Origin of the sequence: Synechocystis sp. PCC 7339 (assembly GCF_019924095.1) — a bacterium.
Classification (GTDB): domain Bacteria; phylum Cyanobacteriota; class Cyanobacteriia; order Cyanobacteriales; family Microcystaceae; genus Synechocystis.
In genome coordinates, this window is the sequence record NZ_CP063659.1 from 1,800,761 (window position 1) to 1,818,172 (window position 17,412).

At 49.8% G+C, this 17,412-nt stretch carries 14 protein-coding genes and 1 pseudogene; 7 read left to right on the plus strand and 8 right to left on the minus strand.

Annotated elements, in window-relative coordinates:
* Positions 1-29 precede the first annotated feature (29 nt).
* The 4 genes from IQE94_RS08525 to IQE94_RS08540 all read right to left on the minus strand — a co-directional run bounded on the left by IQE94_RS08525 (position 30) and on the right by IQE94_RS08540 (position 6,517).
* Positions 30-941 carry a TIGR04168 family protein gene (locus IQE94_RS08525; protein ID WP_212717471.1) on the minus strand — a complete coding sequence of 304 codons (912 nt, stop codon included), beginning with the start codon at positions 939-941 and terminating at the stop codon, positions 30-32.
* Entirely contained in the window at positions 941-3,523 is a 2,583-nt protein-coding gene (gene gyrA / locus IQE94_RS08530; protein ID WP_212717472.1) for a DNA topoisomerase (ATP-hydrolyzing) subunit A, read from the minus strand. The genes IQE94_RS08525 and gyrA overlap by 1 nt, the downstream gene beginning before the upstream one ends.
* Positions 3,524-3,968: 445 nt before the next feature.
* On the minus strand, positions 3,969-4,367 hold the full coding sequence (locus tag IQE94_RS08535; RefSeq protein WP_212717473.1) for a DUF29 family protein: 399 nt from the start codon (positions 4,365-4,367) through the stop codon (positions 3,969-3,971).
* A gap of 53 nt (positions 4,368-4,420) precedes the next feature.
* Entirely contained in the window at positions 4,421-6,517 is a 2,097-nt protein-coding gene (locus tag IQE94_RS08540) for a cation:proton antiporter (RefSeq protein ID WP_212717474.1), read from the minus strand.
* A gap of 38 nt (positions 6,518-6,555) precedes the next feature.
* Between IQE94_RS08540 and IQE94_RS08545 the strand changes: the two genes are divergently transcribed.
* The 5 genes from IQE94_RS08545 (at position 6,556) to IQE94_RS08565 (ending at position 10,925) form a co-directional block, all read left to right on the plus strand.
* Positions 6,556-7,269 carry a hypothetical protein gene (locus tag IQE94_RS08545; RefSeq protein WP_223343155.1) on the plus strand — a complete coding sequence of 238 codons (714 nt, stop codon included), beginning with the start codon at positions 6,556-6,558 and terminating at the stop codon, positions 7,267-7,269.
* Positions 7,270-7,410: 141 nt separating this feature from the next.
* Complete coding sequence (locus IQE94_RS08550) at positions 7,411-8,049, plus strand: histidine phosphatase family protein (RefSeq protein WP_212717475.1); 639 nt, start codon at positions 7,411-7,413, stop codon at positions 8,047-8,049.
* Positions 8,050-8,248: 199 nt separating this feature from the next.
* Positions 8,249-8,923 (plus strand): response regulator transcription factor, encoded by a 675-nt coding sequence (locus tag IQE94_RS08555; protein WP_212717476.1) that lies wholly within the window; start codon positions 8,249-8,251, stop codon positions 8,921-8,923.
* A 4-nt stretch (positions 8,924-8,927) separates the two neighbouring features.
* Complete coding sequence (locus tag IQE94_RS08560) at positions 8,928-9,581, plus strand: DUF1361 domain-containing protein (RefSeq protein ID WP_212717477.1); 654 nt, start codon at positions 8,928-8,930, stop codon at positions 9,579-9,581.
* A 21-nt stretch (positions 9,582-9,602) separates the two neighbouring features.
* Entirely contained in the window at positions 9,603-10,925 is a 1,323-nt protein-coding gene (locus IQE94_RS08565; protein ID WP_212717478.1) for a deoxyguanosinetriphosphate triphosphohydrolase, read from the plus strand.
* A gap of 15 nt (positions 10,926-10,940) precedes the next feature.
* Here IQE94_RS08565 and IQE94_RS08570 read toward each other — a convergent pair whose 3' ends face one another.
* The gene (locus IQE94_RS08570; RefSeq protein ID WP_223343156.1) at positions 10,941-11,546 is read right to left on the minus strand and encodes an NYN domain-containing protein; all 606 of its coding nucleotides are present in this window, start codon (positions 11,544-11,546) and stop codon (positions 10,941-10,943) included.
* Between the two features lie 145 nt (positions 11,547-11,691).
* Complete coding sequence (metG, locus tag IQE94_RS08575) at positions 11,692-13,290, minus strand: methionine--tRNA ligase (protein WP_223343157.1); 1,599 nt, start codon at positions 13,288-13,290, stop codon at positions 11,692-11,694.
* A gap of 386 nt (positions 13,291-13,676) precedes the next feature.
* Here metG and IQE94_RS08580 point away from each other — a divergent pair, with 386 nt between their 5' ends.
* Together IQE94_RS08580 and IQE94_RS08585 are read left to right on the plus strand one after the other, a co-directional pair.
* On the plus strand, positions 13,677-14,495 hold the full coding sequence (locus IQE94_RS08580; protein ID WP_190595793.1) for a carbon-nitrogen hydrolase family protein: 819 nt from the start codon (positions 13,677-13,679) through the stop codon (positions 14,493-14,495).
* Positions 14,496-15,000: 505 nt separating this feature from the next.
* Positions 15,001-15,219, plus strand: coding sequence for a hypothetical protein (locus tag IQE94_RS08585; RefSeq protein ID WP_223343158.1), 219 nt, complete (start codon positions 15,001-15,003; stop codon positions 15,217-15,219).
* 44 nt (positions 15,220-15,263) lie between these two features.
* Here the strand turns inward: IQE94_RS08585 and dacB are convergent.
* Together dacB and IQE94_RS08595 are read right to left on the minus strand one after the other, a co-directional pair.
* Positions 15,264-16,717 (minus strand): annotated as a pseudogene (gene dacB, locus IQE94_RS18855) (D-alanyl-D-alanine carboxypeptidase/D-alanyl-D-alanine-endopeptidase).
* A gap of 14 nt (positions 16,718-16,731) precedes the next feature.
* The gene (locus IQE94_RS08595) at positions 16,732-17,352 is read right to left on the minus strand and encodes a VWA domain-containing protein (RefSeq protein ID WP_212717486.1); all 621 of its coding nucleotides are present in this window, start codon (positions 17,350-17,352) and stop codon (positions 16,732-16,734) included.
* Positions 17,353-17,412 lie beyond the last annotated feature (60 nt).

Here is a 17,412-nt window from a genome sequence, read left to right on the forward strand (position 1 = left end):
CACAACCAGATAGACCAGGCCTAGACAAGTTAATGAGCACTAGTCCAAAGGGTTTCCTGGCTGACAATTTCTCCGTTACTCCGTAACCAAACCAGGGTAATTTTTTCCACGGTACCATTAACCAAAGTCACCAGGGAAAAATTACGGGCAGGGGGCAAACTGCCTTTTTCCGTTTGGATGCGGGGCACACAGGCCGCATTGAGATATACCGTTCCTTGATGATCTACATAAACCCTATCCCGCAGACGATCCTGGCGATGTCTAAGGCGATGGTGCATATGGCCGAAGGTCACCAATGGTACTTGTTTACCTTGTTCCCGCACAGAGGCGATCGCCCAAGCCAAATCGGGATCGCCAAAATCGCCCCCCAAGGGGTTCCAATCCCGACCACAGATGGATTCTGGATGATTGCCTAAGCCGGTGGGACCATTATGGGCCAAAAAAATTAACGTTTCATGGGGGCTAGCCAGGGCCGTTGCGGCAATCTGGGTTTGGGACTGGGTAAAGTTTTCCATGCCATACCGTTCCCGCAAAAAGTGTTTATTTTTCCATTCATTGCCCCCCCAGGTAAAGGGCCTGCCCCCCACCACCGAGAGGCCAAATTGCTGAAAATCCCGGCGGCCATAGCTAACATCCGCCACCCCCAGTAGTTCCTGCTGAGCTTTCACCCGGTCTTCCTTTTGGCGATCGTAGGGGCACTTTTTGCGGCCCCAATCGGAGGCGGTGAACCAAGCATCGTGGTTACCAAATACCGTGGCCTTGGGGATGGTTAAAGAGGCAATTAAGCTGACCACCGGCAATGATTCGTTGCCAAAATCACCCACAAATAGCACTAAATCTACAGCGACGGCCTGGAGGGCTTGGTGGTCTGCCAATTCCCATTGGTCATGGATATCACCCACAACGGCCAGGGTAATGGTTGCAGTAGGTTGGGAGGCCATTAACTCTCTTCACTTTCTGCGGTTTCCGCTAATTCTTCTTCCCCAGAAGGGGGAACCAGGGCCACAGCGGCGATCGCATCGTCGGCATCTAACCTTTGTACCCGTACCCCGGTGGCACTACGAGACTGGGGGGAAATATCGTTCACAGACTGGCGAATAATAATGCCCCGATTGGTGACAATCATCAATTCGTCGTCGAAGTTGACCACATGGAGAGCCACTAGCTGATCATCCTTGGATTTGAAGCGGATGGCCTTCACTCCCAAACCAGCCCGGTGTTGCAAGCGGAACTGACCCACCGGCACCCGTTTGCCAAACCCCTTCATGGTTACCCCCAGTAACCAAGGGCCAGGATTTTCGCTTTCTTCTAAAATGGCATCGCTATCGGGGCCCAAATCCTCGTCCGCTTCATCATCACCTCCAACACCAATGTTGGCCACCACTTGGCTGGGCAAAATGTCCATGCTAATGAGGGCATCCCCCGAGCGGAGGCGCATGGATTTAACTCCTCTGGTGGCCCGACCCAGGGCCCGCAGTTCGTCCTGATCCGCTTTGAAGTGGATGGCCATGCCCTTTTGAGAGCCAATGATAATGCTATCTTCTGCTTTGGCTAAGCGCACCCAGCGCAACTGGTCTCCTTCTACCAAAGAGATGGCGATCAGACCGTTGGAGCGGATGTTACTGAAGGCGGACAGGGCCGTTTTTTTGATGTAGCCCTGCTTGGTCAGCATGATGAAATAGGTATCGTCATCAAATTCTGAGACGGAAACCAGGGACGTAATTTTTTCATCCTTGGGGATGGGCAACATTTGCACAATGGGGACTCCCCGGGCGGTGCGAGAAGCGATGGGAATTTGGTAGGCACTGAGGCTGTAAACTACCCCCCGATCACTAAAGAACAGCACCTTGTCGTGGTCGCAACAGGAAAGGAAATGCTCCACTCCGTCGTCTTCCTTAATTTTGGCAGCGGCTTTACCCCTGGTGGCCCGGTTTTGGGTGCCAAAGGTGTTGGCGGGCATTCGTTTGATGTAGCCCTGTTCCGTCAATAAAATTAAAGCTTGGTCATTGGCAATTAAATCTGTGTCGATCAGTTCCCCGTCTTCTTGGACAATAACGGTGCGGCGGGGGGTGGCGTGGATGGCTTTAATTTGGGCCAGTTCTTCTTCAATAATGGCGTTGACCCTTTCCCGGCGAGCGAGGATGTCCTGGAGGTCGGCAATTTTAGCCTGCAATTCTTCGTGCTCAGCGGTGATCTTATCCGCTTCTAGGGCGGTTAAGCGTCGTAATTGCATTTGCAAAATGGCGTCGGCCTGCACTTCCGACAAGGCAAAGCCTTCCACCAATTCAGTTTTGGCGCTGGCGGTGTCGGCGGCGGCCCGGATGAGGCGAATTACTGCATCTAAATTATCCAAGGCAATTAGTAAACCCTGGAGGAGATGGTCCCTTTCCTCTGCTTTACGCAGTTCGTAGCGAGTGCGGCGGGTGATGGTTTCCACACGGAAATCCAGGAACACCGTCAGGAATTTTTTGATGGTTAAAACCTGGGGTTCTCCATCTACCAGGGCTAGCAAATTGGCGCCAAAGTTGCTCTGGATGGGGGTTTGCTTATAAAGATTATTGAGCACCACCCGGGCATAGGCATCCCGTTTCAGTTCGATTACAATTCTCATGCCGTCCCGGTCGCTCTCGTCCCGGATGTCGGCAATGCCATCGATTTTTTTGTCGTTAACTAAGTCGGCAATGCGTTCGATTAAAGATGCTTTATTGGTTTGGTATGGCAACTCGGTGATGATAATCGCATCCCGGTCTGGACGGCCTGGATGTTCCATGGTCTCAATGCTGGCCACCCCCCGCATGGTGATGGAGCCCCGCCCGGTGAGATAGGCTTCCCGAATGCCCGATCGCCCGAGGATTTGGGCCCCGGTGGGAAAGTCAGGGCCGGGAATGATTTGCATCAGTTCCTGTTCGCTGATGTCGGGGTTTTGCACCACGGCAATCGCCGCGTCGATGACTTCCCCGAGGTTATGGGGAGGAATATTGGTGGCCATGCCCACGGCAATGCCGGAGGAACCATTGACCAAAAGTTGGGGAATGCGGGCGGGGAGCACCACCGGTTCCTGTTGGGAACCGTCAAAGTTATCAATGAAATCTACGGTTTCCGCTTCGATGTCCCGCAGGAGGGCATTGGTGGAAAGGGGTCTGAGTCTAGATTCTGTGTACCGCATTGCGGCGGCGGGGTCATTGTCAACGGAGCCAAAGTTGCCATGGCCGTCGATTAACGGTTCCCGCATGGAAAATTCCTGTGCCATACGCACCAGGGCGTCATACACCGCTGTGTCCCCGTGGGGGTGGTATTTTCCCAGCACTTCCCCCACCACCCGGGCACATTTCCGGAAGGGGCGATCGGGGGTGAGTCCCAACTCATACATGGCATAGAGAATGCGTCTATGGACTGGCTTGAGTCCATCCCGTGCATCGGGTAACGCCCGCCCGACAATCACACTCATGGCATATTCCAGGTATGAGCGCGACATTTCGTTTCTGAGGTCAGTCGCAATCAGGCGATCGGGCGAGTCAGTCATGCAATTACTCCAAGGCAGTTTGAAAGGTTTGAGTTGCGTTCCAATTCCCCCCAAGGGAACCGGGTAACAAGGCTCAAAACAGCCTCTATTCTACCATTGGCGAGGGTGGGAGCCTCCCCCCTAGTACTCTCTTCGATTGCTCCTCAATTTTCACTCTACAGTTTGTTTAAAAGTCCCTCTTATTCCTTAATTTTAAGGGGAAATCACCTCAAATTTACCTAGTATTACCAGAGTTTCCGTGGATCGTTTTAGAGGGCAGAATAAAACCCTGCAAACAAGTTCTGAGAAATTAGCCCTTATGGGAAGAAAATAACTTGGTGATCGCCATGGTGAATTAATTAATTACCATCCTTCTCTGATTTTGGTTGCTCGAAGCTAAATAGCTATCAGCATAAATTAAATTTATTTTTTGTCAGGTCAAGCCGATGTAATTAAGTCTAAAGCATCATTTATTTAGACTATTATAATCGACCATCTTAGCCAATTCTTCACTGGAATAGCGACCTTCAAAAGCTTCCGCCGCCGCCTCTGCCAGGGCAATTCGATAGGCATCAGTTAAAGCTTCCCTCAACTCTTCTGAGGATAAATAAGTCCCCTCTGCTTTACGTCGTTGATTAGTTTTTTGAATTTCGTCCACTGAGTTGACGATCAACAAATCCGACGAGCGGGTACTGAGTTTTTCTGCCTGTCGTTTAATTAAATGTAGTAGAAGTATCTTAGCATAATTACTAATTTTATTGATCTTATCGTCCCTACTCATTTCCGTCATTTCCTCCACCAACACCAGAGTGTCAGAAACATTTTCTTGGGACAATAACGTTTTCAGTTCTAACAATTCTTCCATTACTTTTCTCCCATAAACTAACTGTTTGAATTTGGACCAACAAATAACGAAGGCTAAGCGTAGGGATCGCCAAATAAGACGAAAGAACTGGTAATTTCCCGCAAAATTTTATCGGTGACTTCCCCCAGGGCCACTCCCCCCACCGATCGCCGCCGGAAAGAACGGAGCACCACTAGGTCAAAGGTGTGGGAAACCCGAACCAGTACTTTAGCGGCATCGTCATGGCAAATAACTTTAATCGGATAGTCCGCCGTGGCCCGACATTGGTTTAAAAACCGCTCCATTTCCCCTTTAAAAGCTTGCACCTGGGCCGGTGAAGTGTTGTAGGGACAAACGTGGAGCAGGGTAACAATGGCTCCATTGGTTTCCGCCAAGCGCTGGGTGAACTGGAATAGTTCCAAGGTTTGGGGGGTGAGATTTTTAATCGGGAAAAGAATGCGATGGAAAGAATGGGGGTCAGACAGAAGCCGCATCACTGCCACCGGACAGTGGGCTGACCAGAAAACACTATCGATGGTGCTGCCAAACAATTTAGCTCGTAAACCAAGGGACTGCTGACTCCAACCCATGATGATCAAGTCGGCATTTTTTTCCCTAGCTGTGTGGCTAATGGCCCGGGCGACATCGTCATCAATGCGCAGGGCTGGGTGGGCATCTATTTTCAGGGTGGTGGCCAGTTCCGTCGCCTGTTGCAATAAGATTTCGTTTCTGGTTAGCCTTCTAGTCAAACCCGGATCATCCATATGTACTGGTGCCTTGGCGATCGCTAGGGGAATCACCACCCCATTCTCATGGCGGGCGATCAAGGCTCCCATTTCCAATAAATAGCTCAGAGTTTGGGGATTCTGGGTGGGAACTAAAACCGTAAAGGTGGAAGCTTTGGGGGGCACCAGGGTAATCTCGCCATTCTCCCCCGGTAAAGCCGAGTCATCTTCCAGGTTGGACAGACTATTGGGGAGCGGAATTTTAGTGGCAAATTTGGCAGTCATCAAGGGGCCAATGATGGACGTGATTAGCATCAACACAATGATGGTGTTCAATACCGTTTCCGACACCAGGCGATCGCCAGAGGCATTAATTGCTTGATAACCGGCCACCGCCGCCGCCAATGTGGCCGCCACCTGGGGAATGGAAAGAGACCACATGGTTAAACCTTCTGTCCAGGTATAGCCTAATTTCAGTTGGGCCAGGATGGCCGCAACCCCCTTGGAGATGATCAGTCCTCCGACAATGGCCAGCACGAGGGGAAACAGGGTGGTGAGGGTAACCATAAAAGCCGGTAAATCCAACAATAGCCCAATACCAATAAAGAAAAAGGGAATGAATAAGGTAGTACCCAAAAATTCGACTTTTTCCTTGACTGGCCCGTTGCCCAAGACATCATTCACCGCCAGCCCGGCTAGGAAAGCCCCCACAATTTTGTCCACATTGATCAATTCCGACCCCACAGAAGCAAGGAACACTGCCAGCAATACGAAGAGAAATTGATTACTCTGCTCATCTCCGGTGCGACGAAAATATTCCTTCCCTGCCCAATCAAAGCCCACTAAAACCAAGGCACTGTAACCGGCGATCGCCACCAACTGTACAACTAAACCTGTCGGGGAAAAACTACCACTGTGGATGGAAATACAGATAGCCAAAACCAGTAAAGCGGCAATATCCGTGAAAATGGTAGCCCCAATGGTGACCATCACCGCCTGATTTCGCACAATGCCCAACCGTTGCACAATGGGATAGCCCAATAGGGTGTGAGACGCAAATAGGGAGCCCATCAACACAGAAGCATTGAGGGAGTAACCAAAAAGTTGACCCACGGCCAACCCCGTGAGCAAAGGAATGGCAAAGGTTAGAAAACCATAGAGCAAAGAACGGTTGCGGGTGCGGCGGAAGTCCACCATGTCGATTTCCAACCCCGCCACAAACATCAGGTAAATTTTGCCAATATCGGTGAAAAGCTTGATGCTTTCCGAATCCTGATCCAATACCCCTAGTCCACTTTTTCCCAATACAATGCCAGCGAACAAAAGACCTACCAATCCCGGTAGCTTGAGACGCTCAAAAATTGGCGGCAGAATCAGGGTCACCAATAATAAAATGGTGAAGTCCATTAAAGGATTACTCGGAATTGGTGCGAATAAGCCATCCATAAAGTGGGTGGAGATTGTTTAGGTCATAGGCAGGAGCCATGGGCATCATCATACCTTTCCGGCTCCCGATCGCCATTTCTCGTCCGTTGGCCCCTGTCAGCCTGGCCATTGTTCCAGCTTTACCCTTTACCCCCATGCCCAAACAGTATTTTTTCTCTGTCGGCCGAATTCCCCTCCTCCCAGTGGCATCGGCCATTGTTAGCGTTTTGGTCGATCCTCTGGCCATGTCTTCCCCGGCGATCGCCTTAGATTGCTCCAAAATGGGAGAACTAGCCCAGTACGATTCCCGCTGTTGGGAAAGTTTGCCCCCCACCATGGCCCCCAAAGCAGGTAACAGCAGTAGCCCCAGTGGAAGACCTAACTCAGCTTTGGGCAATGGATTGCAGGCTTTTCAAGGCACCTGGAAATTCGATTACGAAAAAACCATGGAGGGCTACCGAAAAAGCCCCGAATACAAACCAGAGGAAGACATCGAAGCACTGTCTGGACTGCTCAACTTTATGTTTGGCATGGTTTCCCTGAAAATTGTCGGAAACCAGTTACAGATGAGCGTTGCCGGTACCGGGGAAGTTACCACCATCGATTGCCAGGAGAACTCTAGCACCGCCACTGTGGTCATGGCCCAGTGCACCAAAGAAGGTGACACTAAAACAATTAAATTTGAAAATGTCTTACCGGGACAATATATGAGATTTAGTGCCGTGGGGGAAGACGATTGTCCCTACTGCGTTTGGCGTCGGGTGGGGCCATAGTTGAACCCTTGCCGCTACTATTCCCGTCACTTGAGTCGGAAGCCTTGCTAACAACCTTGCCCGGATTGGGGCCAATTGACCCCAAGCCATTGGATGAAACAGAATCCAGCCCAAACCATCTCCAAAAATCCATCAGCTATTATGACCCTTAATCTCTATTTTCTCCGCCACGGCGAAACCACCTCTAGCCAAACGGGAACTTTTTGTGGCCGTCTGGATATTGACCTCACTAGCCACGGCTATCAGATGGCCCACCAATTTGCTGAGGCTTACAAGGATGTGACTTGGACGGCTATTTTTGCCAGCCCCCTGCACCGCACCATGGCCACCGCCACCCCCCTGAGTGAGCTGATCAATGTACCCATCCAAAAACGGGACGGTCTCAAGGAAATTGCCTACGGGGAATGGGAGGGGAAAACCCCAGCGGAAGTGAATCAACAATTCCACGATGATTATGTGCGCTGGTTAGCTGATCCGGGTTGGAATGCTCCTTCTGGGGGAGAAAAGGGCATTGATATCGCCCGTCGTAGCTCTGAGGTGCTGGAGGAAATTGAACAAACTTTCAGCAACGGTAATGTGTTGGTGGTATCCCATAAGTCCACTATCCGCATTATGCTCTGTAGTCTGTTGGGCATTGACATTGGTCGTTTTCGAGACCGCATTGGTATGCCGGTGGCGGCGGTGAGTATTATCACCATGTCTGAACATGGCCCCCTGATCGAAGTGATGGGCGATCGTTCCCACCTCAACCAAGACCTGCGCGATCGTTACGGCACTTAAAAAATATCAAACAGACGATTAAATTTCTTTAAATTCATTGCCCACTGCCATGGTTTCGTTTCTCAACACAGAGTTTTTCTGTGCCATATTTTTGATTGGTTTGAGCTTGTTTAGCCCTTTCCCCTGGCCCAACCTAGGTTAAAATCCGCAGCGGGGGCAGTACGATGAACATATTTGCTATGCGATCGCCTAGTTTGCCATGAGTCACCGTGTTCTAGTTGTGGAAGAGGAAGAAAAGTTAGCCCGATTTATGGAGTTGGAGCTCAAATATGAAGGCTACGATGTCAGTGTAGCTAGGGATGGCCTAAAGGGCTTTAACCAGGCCCAGGAATTTCCCCCCGATTTAATCATTGTGGACGCAGCCCTGGCGGGTATGTCCGGTTTAGAGCTATGCCGACGGCTAAGGCAGATGGGCAGTCGCATTCCCGTTATCCTGATTACCGCCAAGGATGACGTAGAAGAAAGGGTGATGGGGCTTGATGCTGGTGCCGATGACTACATCGTCAAACCCTTTAACTCCGATGAATTTTTTGCCCGCATCCGGGTGCAATTGCGTCGCACCCACACCACCAGCGATGAAGTGTTGCAATTCGCCGATCTACGCTTTAACCGTAGCACCAGGGAAATTCAACGGGGCGATCGCCTGATTGATCTCACCGCCAAGGAGTTTGAACTTTTGGACTATCTCCTCTCCCATGCCCGCCAGGTGTTGACCAGGGAACAAATTTTGGAACGGGTCTGGGGCTACGATTTTATGGGAGATTCCAACATCATTGAAGTCTATATTCGTTACCTACGGTTGAAGTTGGAAGCGGCGGGGGAGCCCCGTTTGATCCAGACAGTGCGGGGGGTGGGCTATGTGCTGAGGGATTAGGAGTATGGAACTAATCATTTCCTGGCTACGGGTGTCTTGGCAGGTGTTGGCCATCAATGGCGATCGCATTGCCTGGAACACTTTTTTGGCTGTTATTCCCCTGATGCTCAGTGTTTGGTTATTCCGTTGCCCCGATCCCCAGTGCCAACGATGGCCCCGATCGCCGCTATGGTGGGTGATTTTTGCGGTATTTATCGCCTTTTTGCCCAATGCTCCCTACATTCTGACAGACATTATCCATTACTTCAGATTAGTACGACAGGGCATACCGACTAGCATCATGATTTTTACCGCTACGCCCCAATTTCTTCTCTTTTTAAATGTGGGTTGGCAATGCTACGTCATGTCCCTGCTCAATGCCGGTTATTACCTCCAGCAACGGCAATGGTCAGCCTGGATTTTACCCATGGAGTTAACGGCCCATCTGTTATCGGCGATCGGTATTTATCTAGGGCGATTTTTACGCTTAAACAGTTGGCATGTGGTCACCGATCCCAAGGATGTGGGTCATAATTTAGCCCAAAGCCTTTCCCATCAACGTCCCCTATTGGCCATTAGCGTCACCGTGGTGATTTTGACTGTTTTTTATTGGTTGACTAAACAGGTTAACCTCGGGTTAGTACTGCGATGGCAACAGGTTCGTCGTGGTGCCCCATAGGCCAACAAAGGTATTAATCCAATGGAATGGCAACAATTACTCTCCCGCAAGCGCCTCGGTAAACAACAGCTAGAGGAGCATCAGTTTGAGCGCACCTCTTTCCTCAAAGATTATGACCGCATTGTCTATTCCACGGCTTTCCGCCGCCTGAAGGATAAAACCCAGGTTTTTCCCCTATCCAAAAATGCCGATGTCCGCACCCGTCTGATCCACAGTTTGGAGGTGTCCTGTGTGGGTCGTTCCCTGGGGCGCATGGTGGGGGATCAGATTATTAAGCGCCATCAACTCCAGGGGATCGAAGCGGCGGACTTTGGTGATATCCTTTCGGCGGCCTGTCTGGCCCACGACATTGGCAATCCTCCCTTTGGCCATGCGGGGGAAGATGCCATTCAAACCGCTTTTCAAAAATGGTATGCCCGCAAAAATCGCTCCGGTGCCCTTATTAATCCTTTGCAAAAAGCTGATTTTGACCGCTTTGAAGGCAATGCCCAGGGCTTTCGGATTTTAACTAAGCTTGGTTTACCCCATCGACCAGGGGGACTGCAACTAACCTGTGCTACCCTGGCCACCTTTGCCAAATATCCCCGGGAATCTTTTATTCCCCAACGTACCCTGGCCCGTCATCCCGGCAAAAGTCTGCAAAAATACGGTTTTTTCCAAGCTGAAAAGGCTCTATTCACCGAAGTAGCGGCAACCGTGGGGCTCATCCGGCGATCGCCAAAGGTGGCTTGGTGGTGTCGCCATCCCCTAACCTTCTTAATGGAGGCGGCGGACGATCTGTGTTACTCCATTGTTGATTTGGAAGATGGTTTTCACATGGGTTATCTTCCCTTTGAAGCGGTGCAAGATAAATTGCAAAGCATTGCTGACATTGAGCTAAACCAATACGAGGGCAGTCCAGCGGAAACCATCAAGCGACTACGGGCTAAAGCCATCAATCGACTGGTGAAGGAAGTGGCCCAGATTTTCCTAGACCACGAACCGGGTATTTTAGCGGGAAAATTTGACCAATCCTTAGTGGGACTAAGTCGTTTTTCCCCCCAACTGCAAGAAATTGAAACCATGACCACCAATGCGGTTTTTCACCATCCCAATGTGGTCAGAATTAAAATTGCTGGTTTTGAAGTCTTGGGGGATCTATTAACCGATTTTCTGACCGCCGTCCTGGAAAAACAGCCCCGTCCGAAGGGAAAATTACTCAAATTCATGTTGCCTCCAGAGCACCAAGTCGCTCCCGATGACGATAACTACAGCAAAATTCTGAAAGTAACTGATTACATTGCCGGTATGACGGATTTACAAGCCACTCTGCTGTATCAACAACTACGAGGCATTGCCCTCTAACGCTCCTATTCCTATTTAGGTAGATTTTTCTTGGGAAAAAACGGGCATGGGGTTGACGCTGCGATAGCCACTGTTGGGGCGGGGTTGTTTTTGAATTTCCTCCTTAATGCTGTCCAGGTCTACATAACGGTCGGAAACATTGATTAAACTATCACTGGTCATGGAACGGAGGCTCACCACCTCAATGCGCGCCCCCCGATAACTGACCGCATCGGCCGCATAGGCCAAATCTCCATCTCCACTAACCACTACAGCGGTGTCATAGGAACCCACCAAGGACATCAAATCCACGGCAATTTCCACGTCTAGGTTAGCCTTTTTAGAGCCGTCCGGCAATTGCACCAAGTCTTTGGCAATCACTCGGTAACCATTGCGGCGCATCCAAAGTAAAAATCCCTGTTGTTTTTCGTTACTGCGGTCTACCCCGGTGTAGAAAAAAGCTCGCAACAGTCGGGAGCCGCCCGTTAAACAGTGCAGTAATTTGGTGTAATCAATTTCAATGCCTAGTTGTAAGGCCGCGTAAAAAAGATTGGAACCATCAATGAAAATGGCCACCCTGCCCCGGTTTTCTAATAACTGATCCGGTGTAAACAGTGCATCCTGTTCAAAATCCTCAAACATGGTGTTCCTAAATGATTAAATCGTAATTTAAAGGGGTTTTAAAAAAAATTTCAAAGGGAAAAAGCGGAAAAGTGATAAAAATGTTAATTTTTGTTAAAAAATCTTCAAAAGATTGGCACTGACTTTCTAGGTCAGTTTCTCGATTCTACTCCTCTGCCGATAACTCCAGTTTGGTAAAAATAGGCTGGGCTGAGGGCAGATTTTGATTTGCACATAGTTGCCCCCAGGATTGGTGACGGTTGAATTCTTCCGCTTGCTCCAACGGCGATCGCCACTGGTCAAAATCCCAAGTGAAACCCAGTTGCTGATAAATTTTGGTACTCAGGCGGGGAACGATGGGGGAGAGGAGATAGGCCGAGAGCCGGATCGATTCCAATACGCTGTACAGCACATCTTCTACTTCCTTCTGACTGCCCTGTTTAAATAACTTCCAGGGAGCCATGTCATCGATGTATTTATTCCCAGCTCTCACCAGGGTAAAAATTGCTTCACAGGCATCGGTGAAGGACAGTCTTTCATAGGCACTGCTCACCTGTTCCCCCAAATGACTGCCCAGGGCTTTGAGGGGATTATCGGGGGCTAAATCCGTGGCCATTACCTGGGGACCTTGCCCCTGACAGTATTTTTTCACCATGCCCAGGGTGCGATTGAGCAAATTTCCTAAGTCGTTGGCCAAATCGGCATTGAGCACATTGACAAACCGTTGTTCGTTGAAATCCCCATCTTTGCCAAACTCAATTTCCTTGAGGAAATAGTAACGGAAAGCATCCTCCCCATAACGGTTAATTAAGTCCAGGGGATCAACGGTGTTGCCCAAACTCTTCCCCATCTTCTGCCCATCTTTGGTGAGAAAGCCATGGCCGAAAACCTGGGCAGGGATCGGTAATTCCGCCGACATCAACATGGCCGGCCAATAGACCGCATGGAACCGTAAAATATCTTTGCCAATCAAGTGTAAATTGATGGGCCACCATTGGGCCAAAGCATTAGCTAAACTAGGTTCTTCCTCCTCCCCCAAGAGGGCGGTGACATAGCCCAGCAAAGCATCAAACCAAACATAAATAGTATGGTTGGGATCATTAGGGAGGGGGAAGCCCCAGTCCAAATTGACCCGGGAAATGGAAAAGTCTTGCAATCCCTGGGCGACGAAACTTAACACTTCATTGCGACGACTACTGGGTTGGATAAATTCCGGTCGTTGGGCGTACAGTTCCTCCAATGGTTTCTGATAGCGGGAAAGGCGAAAAAAATAGTTTTCCTCATCCCGCCATTCTGCCTTGCGATTGGGATGCAGGGGGCAATGATTATCCTCCAATAAATCTCTTTTTTCTTTAAATTCTTCGCAGGCAACACAGTACCATCCCTGTTGTTGGGCCAGGTAAATATCCCCTTTGTCCCAGACCCGTTGAAAAAAGTCTTTGACAATGGCTAAATGGTGGGGATCGGTAGTACGACTAAAACGATCGTAACGGATATTGAGCGATCGCCATAGTTCCTTAAACTTGACCACAATATGGTCACAATGGGTTTGGGGATCAAGGCCTTGGGCTTCGGCGGTACGTTGAATTTTTTGCCCGTGTTCGTCGGTGCCAGTGATCATCAACACCTCATAGCCCTGCAATCTTTTGAAGCGGGCCAGGGTATCCGCTACCACCGTAGTATAGGCACTGCCCAAATGGGGCACGTCGTTAACGTAGTACAGTGGAGTGGTGACGGAAAAAGTGGGTACGGAAGAATCAAGCATTCGATCAAAAAAAGTTTGTAAAAGTGCCGTGGATAATATTTAGTTTGGTTAACCACCATGCCTAGAATAGTCAACATTAATGGTTCCTTCCCCAAACTCCTGAGGATAGATTTTCAAGGGGGGCTGTTAAGTAAACCTTGTTATTACCCTTAGAAATTCTTATCAATGAGACTAAAAATAGATTCTTAAAAATAAATTGAAATTCACAATCTTAAAAAGCGGGGGACTTCAGTGTAGCAAAGGCCAAACTTTAAAGAAGTTTTTCTCCATAATATCTTAAGATGTGAAGCCCTCTTCCTCTTTTTGGGAGCAAGTTCCGTCCCTACACCCGATCAGGATAAAATGAACTGCTAGCCCCCACTGCTTCTTTCTGACAAGGAATTTTCATGAAACCGTATTTAGCCGCTGCCCTGCAAATGACCAGCCGCCCCAACCTAGCCGAGAATTTACAAGAAGCAGAGGAGTTAATCGATTTGGCAGTGCGCCAGGGGGCAGAGTTGGTGGGTTTGCCGGAGAACTTTGCTTTTTTGGGTAATGAAACAGACAAACTGGAACAGGCTTCGGCGATCGCCACCGCGACGGAAAAATTTTTGCAGACCATGGCCCAACGGTTCCAGGTGACTATTCTGGCGGGGGGCTTTCCCTTTCCGGTGGCAGGGGAGGCAGGTAAAGCCTATAACACAGCCACTTTGATTGCTCCCAACGGGCAAGAATTGGCCCGCTACCATAAGGTGCATTTATTTGATGTTAATGTGCCCGACGGCAACACCTATTGGGAATCGGCCACGGTGATGGCCGGGCAAAAATATCCCCCGGTGTACCATTCCGATAGCTTTGGTAATTTGGGGCTCTCCATTTGCTACGACGTTCGTTTTCCAGAACTGTACCGTTACCTTTCCCGCCAAGGGGCAGATGTTCTCTTTGTGCCCGCCGCTTTCACTGCCTACACTGGCAAAGACCATTGGCAAGTGTTGCTCCAGGCCCGGGCCATTGAAAATACCTGCTACGTCATTGCCCCGGCCCAAACCGGTTGTCATTACGAAAGACGCCACACTCACGGCCACGCCATGATCATTGATCCCTGGGGAGTGATTCTGGCCGATGCGGGAGAAAAACCCGGTCTGGCGATCGCCGAAATTAACCCCGACCGCCTCAAACAAGTACGCCAGCAAATGCCTTCGTTGCAACACCGGGTATTCGTTTGATGACCAGATGCCAGGGCGTTCCTAGGTAGTCCATGGCACTGGCCCTAGGTATGGAGGCCAAAACTGGCTTTTCCGCCATTCTTAGCGGTTTATCCTGGGACAAAAACGAAAAAAAACCATGGGGATCAAGGATTTGCTCCATATTAACCACCCTATGGCGATTGTCTAGCAAAGCTTAATTAATAGTTAAGAAAACCTGAACAGTCCGGAGGGAATGTTAGTTTTTGGATCTTAGCCAGGTCACTGCAGCCCAATAAAGTTCACCAGCGGCGTTGTTTTTTCTGGCTAATCATCCAGGCCTCTGAACGGCGTAAATGGACTTGACCGCCATGGGGATCAGCACTAACTGCCATTGCAAGTAGTTTTCGCCTTCCCTTAACTGCGACTTTATAACTGTGCTTTATTTTGCAAATCTTACAGGAATTTTATCGTTTTTTAGCGCCGTAATTTGACCTGTTTGGCTTAATTTTTAACAAACCTTCTTTAAGTATCCGAAGAAATCACCATGACCATGTACCACCGAGCGATCCAAGCTCCCCAAATCCTTACCAAGCAGACCATCCACTGCCCCAACTGCGGAAACCATGCCGTCCGTCAGCAATCCCTGATTGAAAAGGAAATTGTCACTGAAACCGCTTGTCCTGTGTGTGACTACCTCTTGGTCAACTGTCACCGTACTGGCAGAGTGGTGGACTCTTACCTTTGTTTAAGTGCGAGGCGTTGAGGCGTTAGCCGGCAATAGTTATTTAGCCGGCAATAGTTATTGGGTCATTGACCACTGGGCTGACACTTTTCCACCTCGGCGGTCCAAAGCACCATCTGCTTCATTGCTTCCCGTAGCACCGTAGCCCCCAGATCACTGTTGTTGACCATAAAACTGAATGCCACTGGGCCCCAATGGTCGTTTTCCACATAGCCTGTGAGGGAGACTACCCCTGTGAGGGTGCCTGTTTTGCCCCACATTTTGCCCACCAGGGGAGTATCGGCGAAACTCCGCTCCAGGGTGCCCGATCGCCCAGCAACGGCAAGGGATTGTTGATAAATTCTCCCCGTTGACCTTTGGGTTTGATTAATTAAAAGTTGTACTAGGGTTTGGGGCGTTACCAGATCCTGACGTGAAAGTCCTGAGCCATCCCGTAATCTAACCGTAGTGGGGACTAGGCCGAGCTTTTCCAAGTAAGACTGCCAATTGGTGCCATGGGAAGGCGGTTGGATGGCGTTGAGCAAAGCTTCAGCATAGAGGTTATTGCTGCCTTGGTTTACCGTCTTGATCAATTTCCTGAGAGGAGGGGAAGTCAGAGTTAGCAAAGGAACCGGGGCGATCGCCGTGGTGTTGGTGTTCAGACTGTGGGAGTTGACAGTAATACCTTGTTCCGCCAACTTTTGTTGCAAACTAGCGAGGAAATAACCTGGGGGGTCTGCCACGGCCAAGGTGATCTCACGGGGTTCCCCTGCGGGGGCAGAGCGCCGGTAATGACCAATTGCCGTTGACCAAAAATCTGCCGTACCTGGGGAGACTGGCCTGGCTCAATTTCCGTTTGGGTTTGGTTAGTAATCTGCCATTGTTCTCCAGCAATGGTATCGGACCATTCCGTGGCCAAGGGTTTTCCTAAGTCCTGGGGCGTGAGGGTGAGGGTAACTTGGTTACCGGCCAAAATTGCGCCATTGACAGGGGGAGCATAACCGTAGTGCAAATCATCCCATTCCCAACTGGGGCGTTGGTAATGTTGGGGGGCAATGGTGTCAACTAACTCCAATTCTTCAATTACCGTTACCCCCTTATCTTTTAAGCCCTTGGCGATCGCCGTCAGGTCTTCCAGAGCCAAGCTGGGGTCGCCGCTGGTGACAACCTGGACGTTTTTCCCCCCATCGAGTTGGTAAACCCTAGTGGTAAAGCGAAAATCTGGCCCCAGTTCCTGTAGAGCCATGGCGGTGGTAATTAATTTTTGGTTAGAGGCAGGGATAAAAAAACGATCAGCTTGATATTGGTAAACAGGCTGGGATTCCGTTAAAGGTTGGATGGCAATGCCCCATTGGGCCCGGCCCAAATCCGGTTGTTGTAAATGGGCTGCCAATTTTTGTGCCAGTTCTGCCGGACAAAGGCGATCGGTCTGGGCCCCTACCCCCGTGGTCAGACAAAGGAAAAATACCCCCGTTCCCGTCAGTTGGAGGGGCAATAAGCTCAGGCGTTTTTTCCATTCAGATAATAAAATCAGCACCATGCCTGGGTATTCCCCTAGTCCATAATTGCCTTGAGCAAAACATCACTCAAACTCATGCCCTGCATATCTTCCATGGTGACAGTATCCACAATGTCAAACTTAGCTCCTGCGGCCTGCAATTGATCGTCTAAAGCCTGGAAAAAAGCTGTGGCTTTTTTATCGTTGCCCACCTGAATGAGGGAAATGCCCAATTCTTCGTCCCGGTCAATTTTTTGGCTCGCTTCCAAAATTAAACGGATCACCGCTTTACGATCGGTGGGTTCCCCGTCGGTGATGATCAAAAAAGTTTCTCCGTTGGGCTTAGTTTGCCCCGCCTGGCGCCGCTGAAAGAAATTATCCAAACCGTCCTTGAGGGCACTGGCTAGATCGGTGCGTCCCATGGGTTCGTTGTTAGCATAAATATAAGCAACTTTCTGAGCCGTAACATTGTCATAACGACGGAAGCGGCCGGAGAATAGGTAAACCGTGATGCCGTCGGGGTCAATTTCTTCGCATTTTTGCGCCAGGGCAATGGTCGAAGCTTGGGCTATTTCCCAGCGAGTGGGGCCATTGGGATCATCAGCGGTGGCCATGCTACTGCTTTTATCGATCATTAGGGTATAGTCTCGGTTTTCGATGACAGCTTCAGCGCTCATAATCCTCTTGGGTCAATTTTGCAAACAATGGCAGTTTTTTCTCTTTTAGCCTATTACAAC

Bases quoted from the DNA above. Each gene is read 5' to 3' on its own strand.
- IQE94_RS08525 (WP_212717471.1), bottom strand. From the start codon at position 941: ATGGCCTCCCAACCTACTGCAACCATTACCCTGGCCGTTGTGGGTGAT.
- gyrA (WP_212717472.1), bottom strand. From the start codon at position 3,523: ATGACTGACTCGCCCGATCGCCTGATTGCGACTGACCTCAGAAACGAA.
- IQE94_RS08535 (WP_212717473.1), bottom strand. From the start codon at position 4,367: ATGGAAGAATTGTTAGAACTGAAAACGTTATTGTCCCAAGAAAATGTT.
- IQE94_RS08540 (WP_212717474.1), bottom strand. From the start codon at position 6,517: ATGGATGGCTTATTCGCACCAATTCCGAGTAATCCTTTAATGGACTTC.
- IQE94_RS08545 (WP_223343155.1), top strand. From the start codon at position 6,556: ATGGGCATCATCATACCTTTCCGGCTCCCGATCGCCATTTCTCGTCCG.
- IQE94_RS08550 (WP_212717475.1), top strand. From the start codon at position 7,411: ATGACCCTTAATCTCTATTTTCTCCGCCACGGCGAAACCACCTCTAGC.
- IQE94_RS08555 (WP_212717476.1), top strand. From the start codon at position 8,249: ATGAGTCACCGTGTTCTAGTTGTGGAAGAGGAAGAAAAGTTAGCCCGA.
- IQE94_RS08560 (WP_212717477.1), top strand. From the start codon at position 8,928: ATGGAACTAATCATTTCCTGGCTACGGGTGTCTTGGCAGGTGTTGGCC.
- IQE94_RS08565 (WP_212717478.1), top strand. From the start codon at position 9,603: ATGGAATGGCAACAATTACTCTCCCGCAAGCGCCTCGGTAAACAACAG.
- IQE94_RS08570 (WP_223343156.1), bottom strand. From the start codon at position 11,546: ATGTTTGAGGATTTTGAACAGGATGCACTGTTTACACCGGATCAGTTA.
- metG (WP_223343157.1), bottom strand. From the start codon at position 13,290: ATGCTTGATTCTTCCGTACCCACTTTTTCCGTCACCACTCCACTGTAC.
- IQE94_RS08580 (WP_190595793.1), top strand. From the start codon at position 13,677: ATGAAACCGTATTTAGCCGCTGCCCTGCAAATGACCAGCCGCCCCAAC.
- IQE94_RS08585 (WP_223343158.1), top strand. From the start codon at position 15,001: ATGACCATGTACCACCGAGCGATCCAAGCTCCCCAAATCCTTACCAAG.
- IQE94_RS08595 (WP_212717486.1), bottom strand. From the start codon at position 17,352: ATGAGCGCTGAAGCTGTCATCGAAAACCGAGACTATACCCTAATGATC.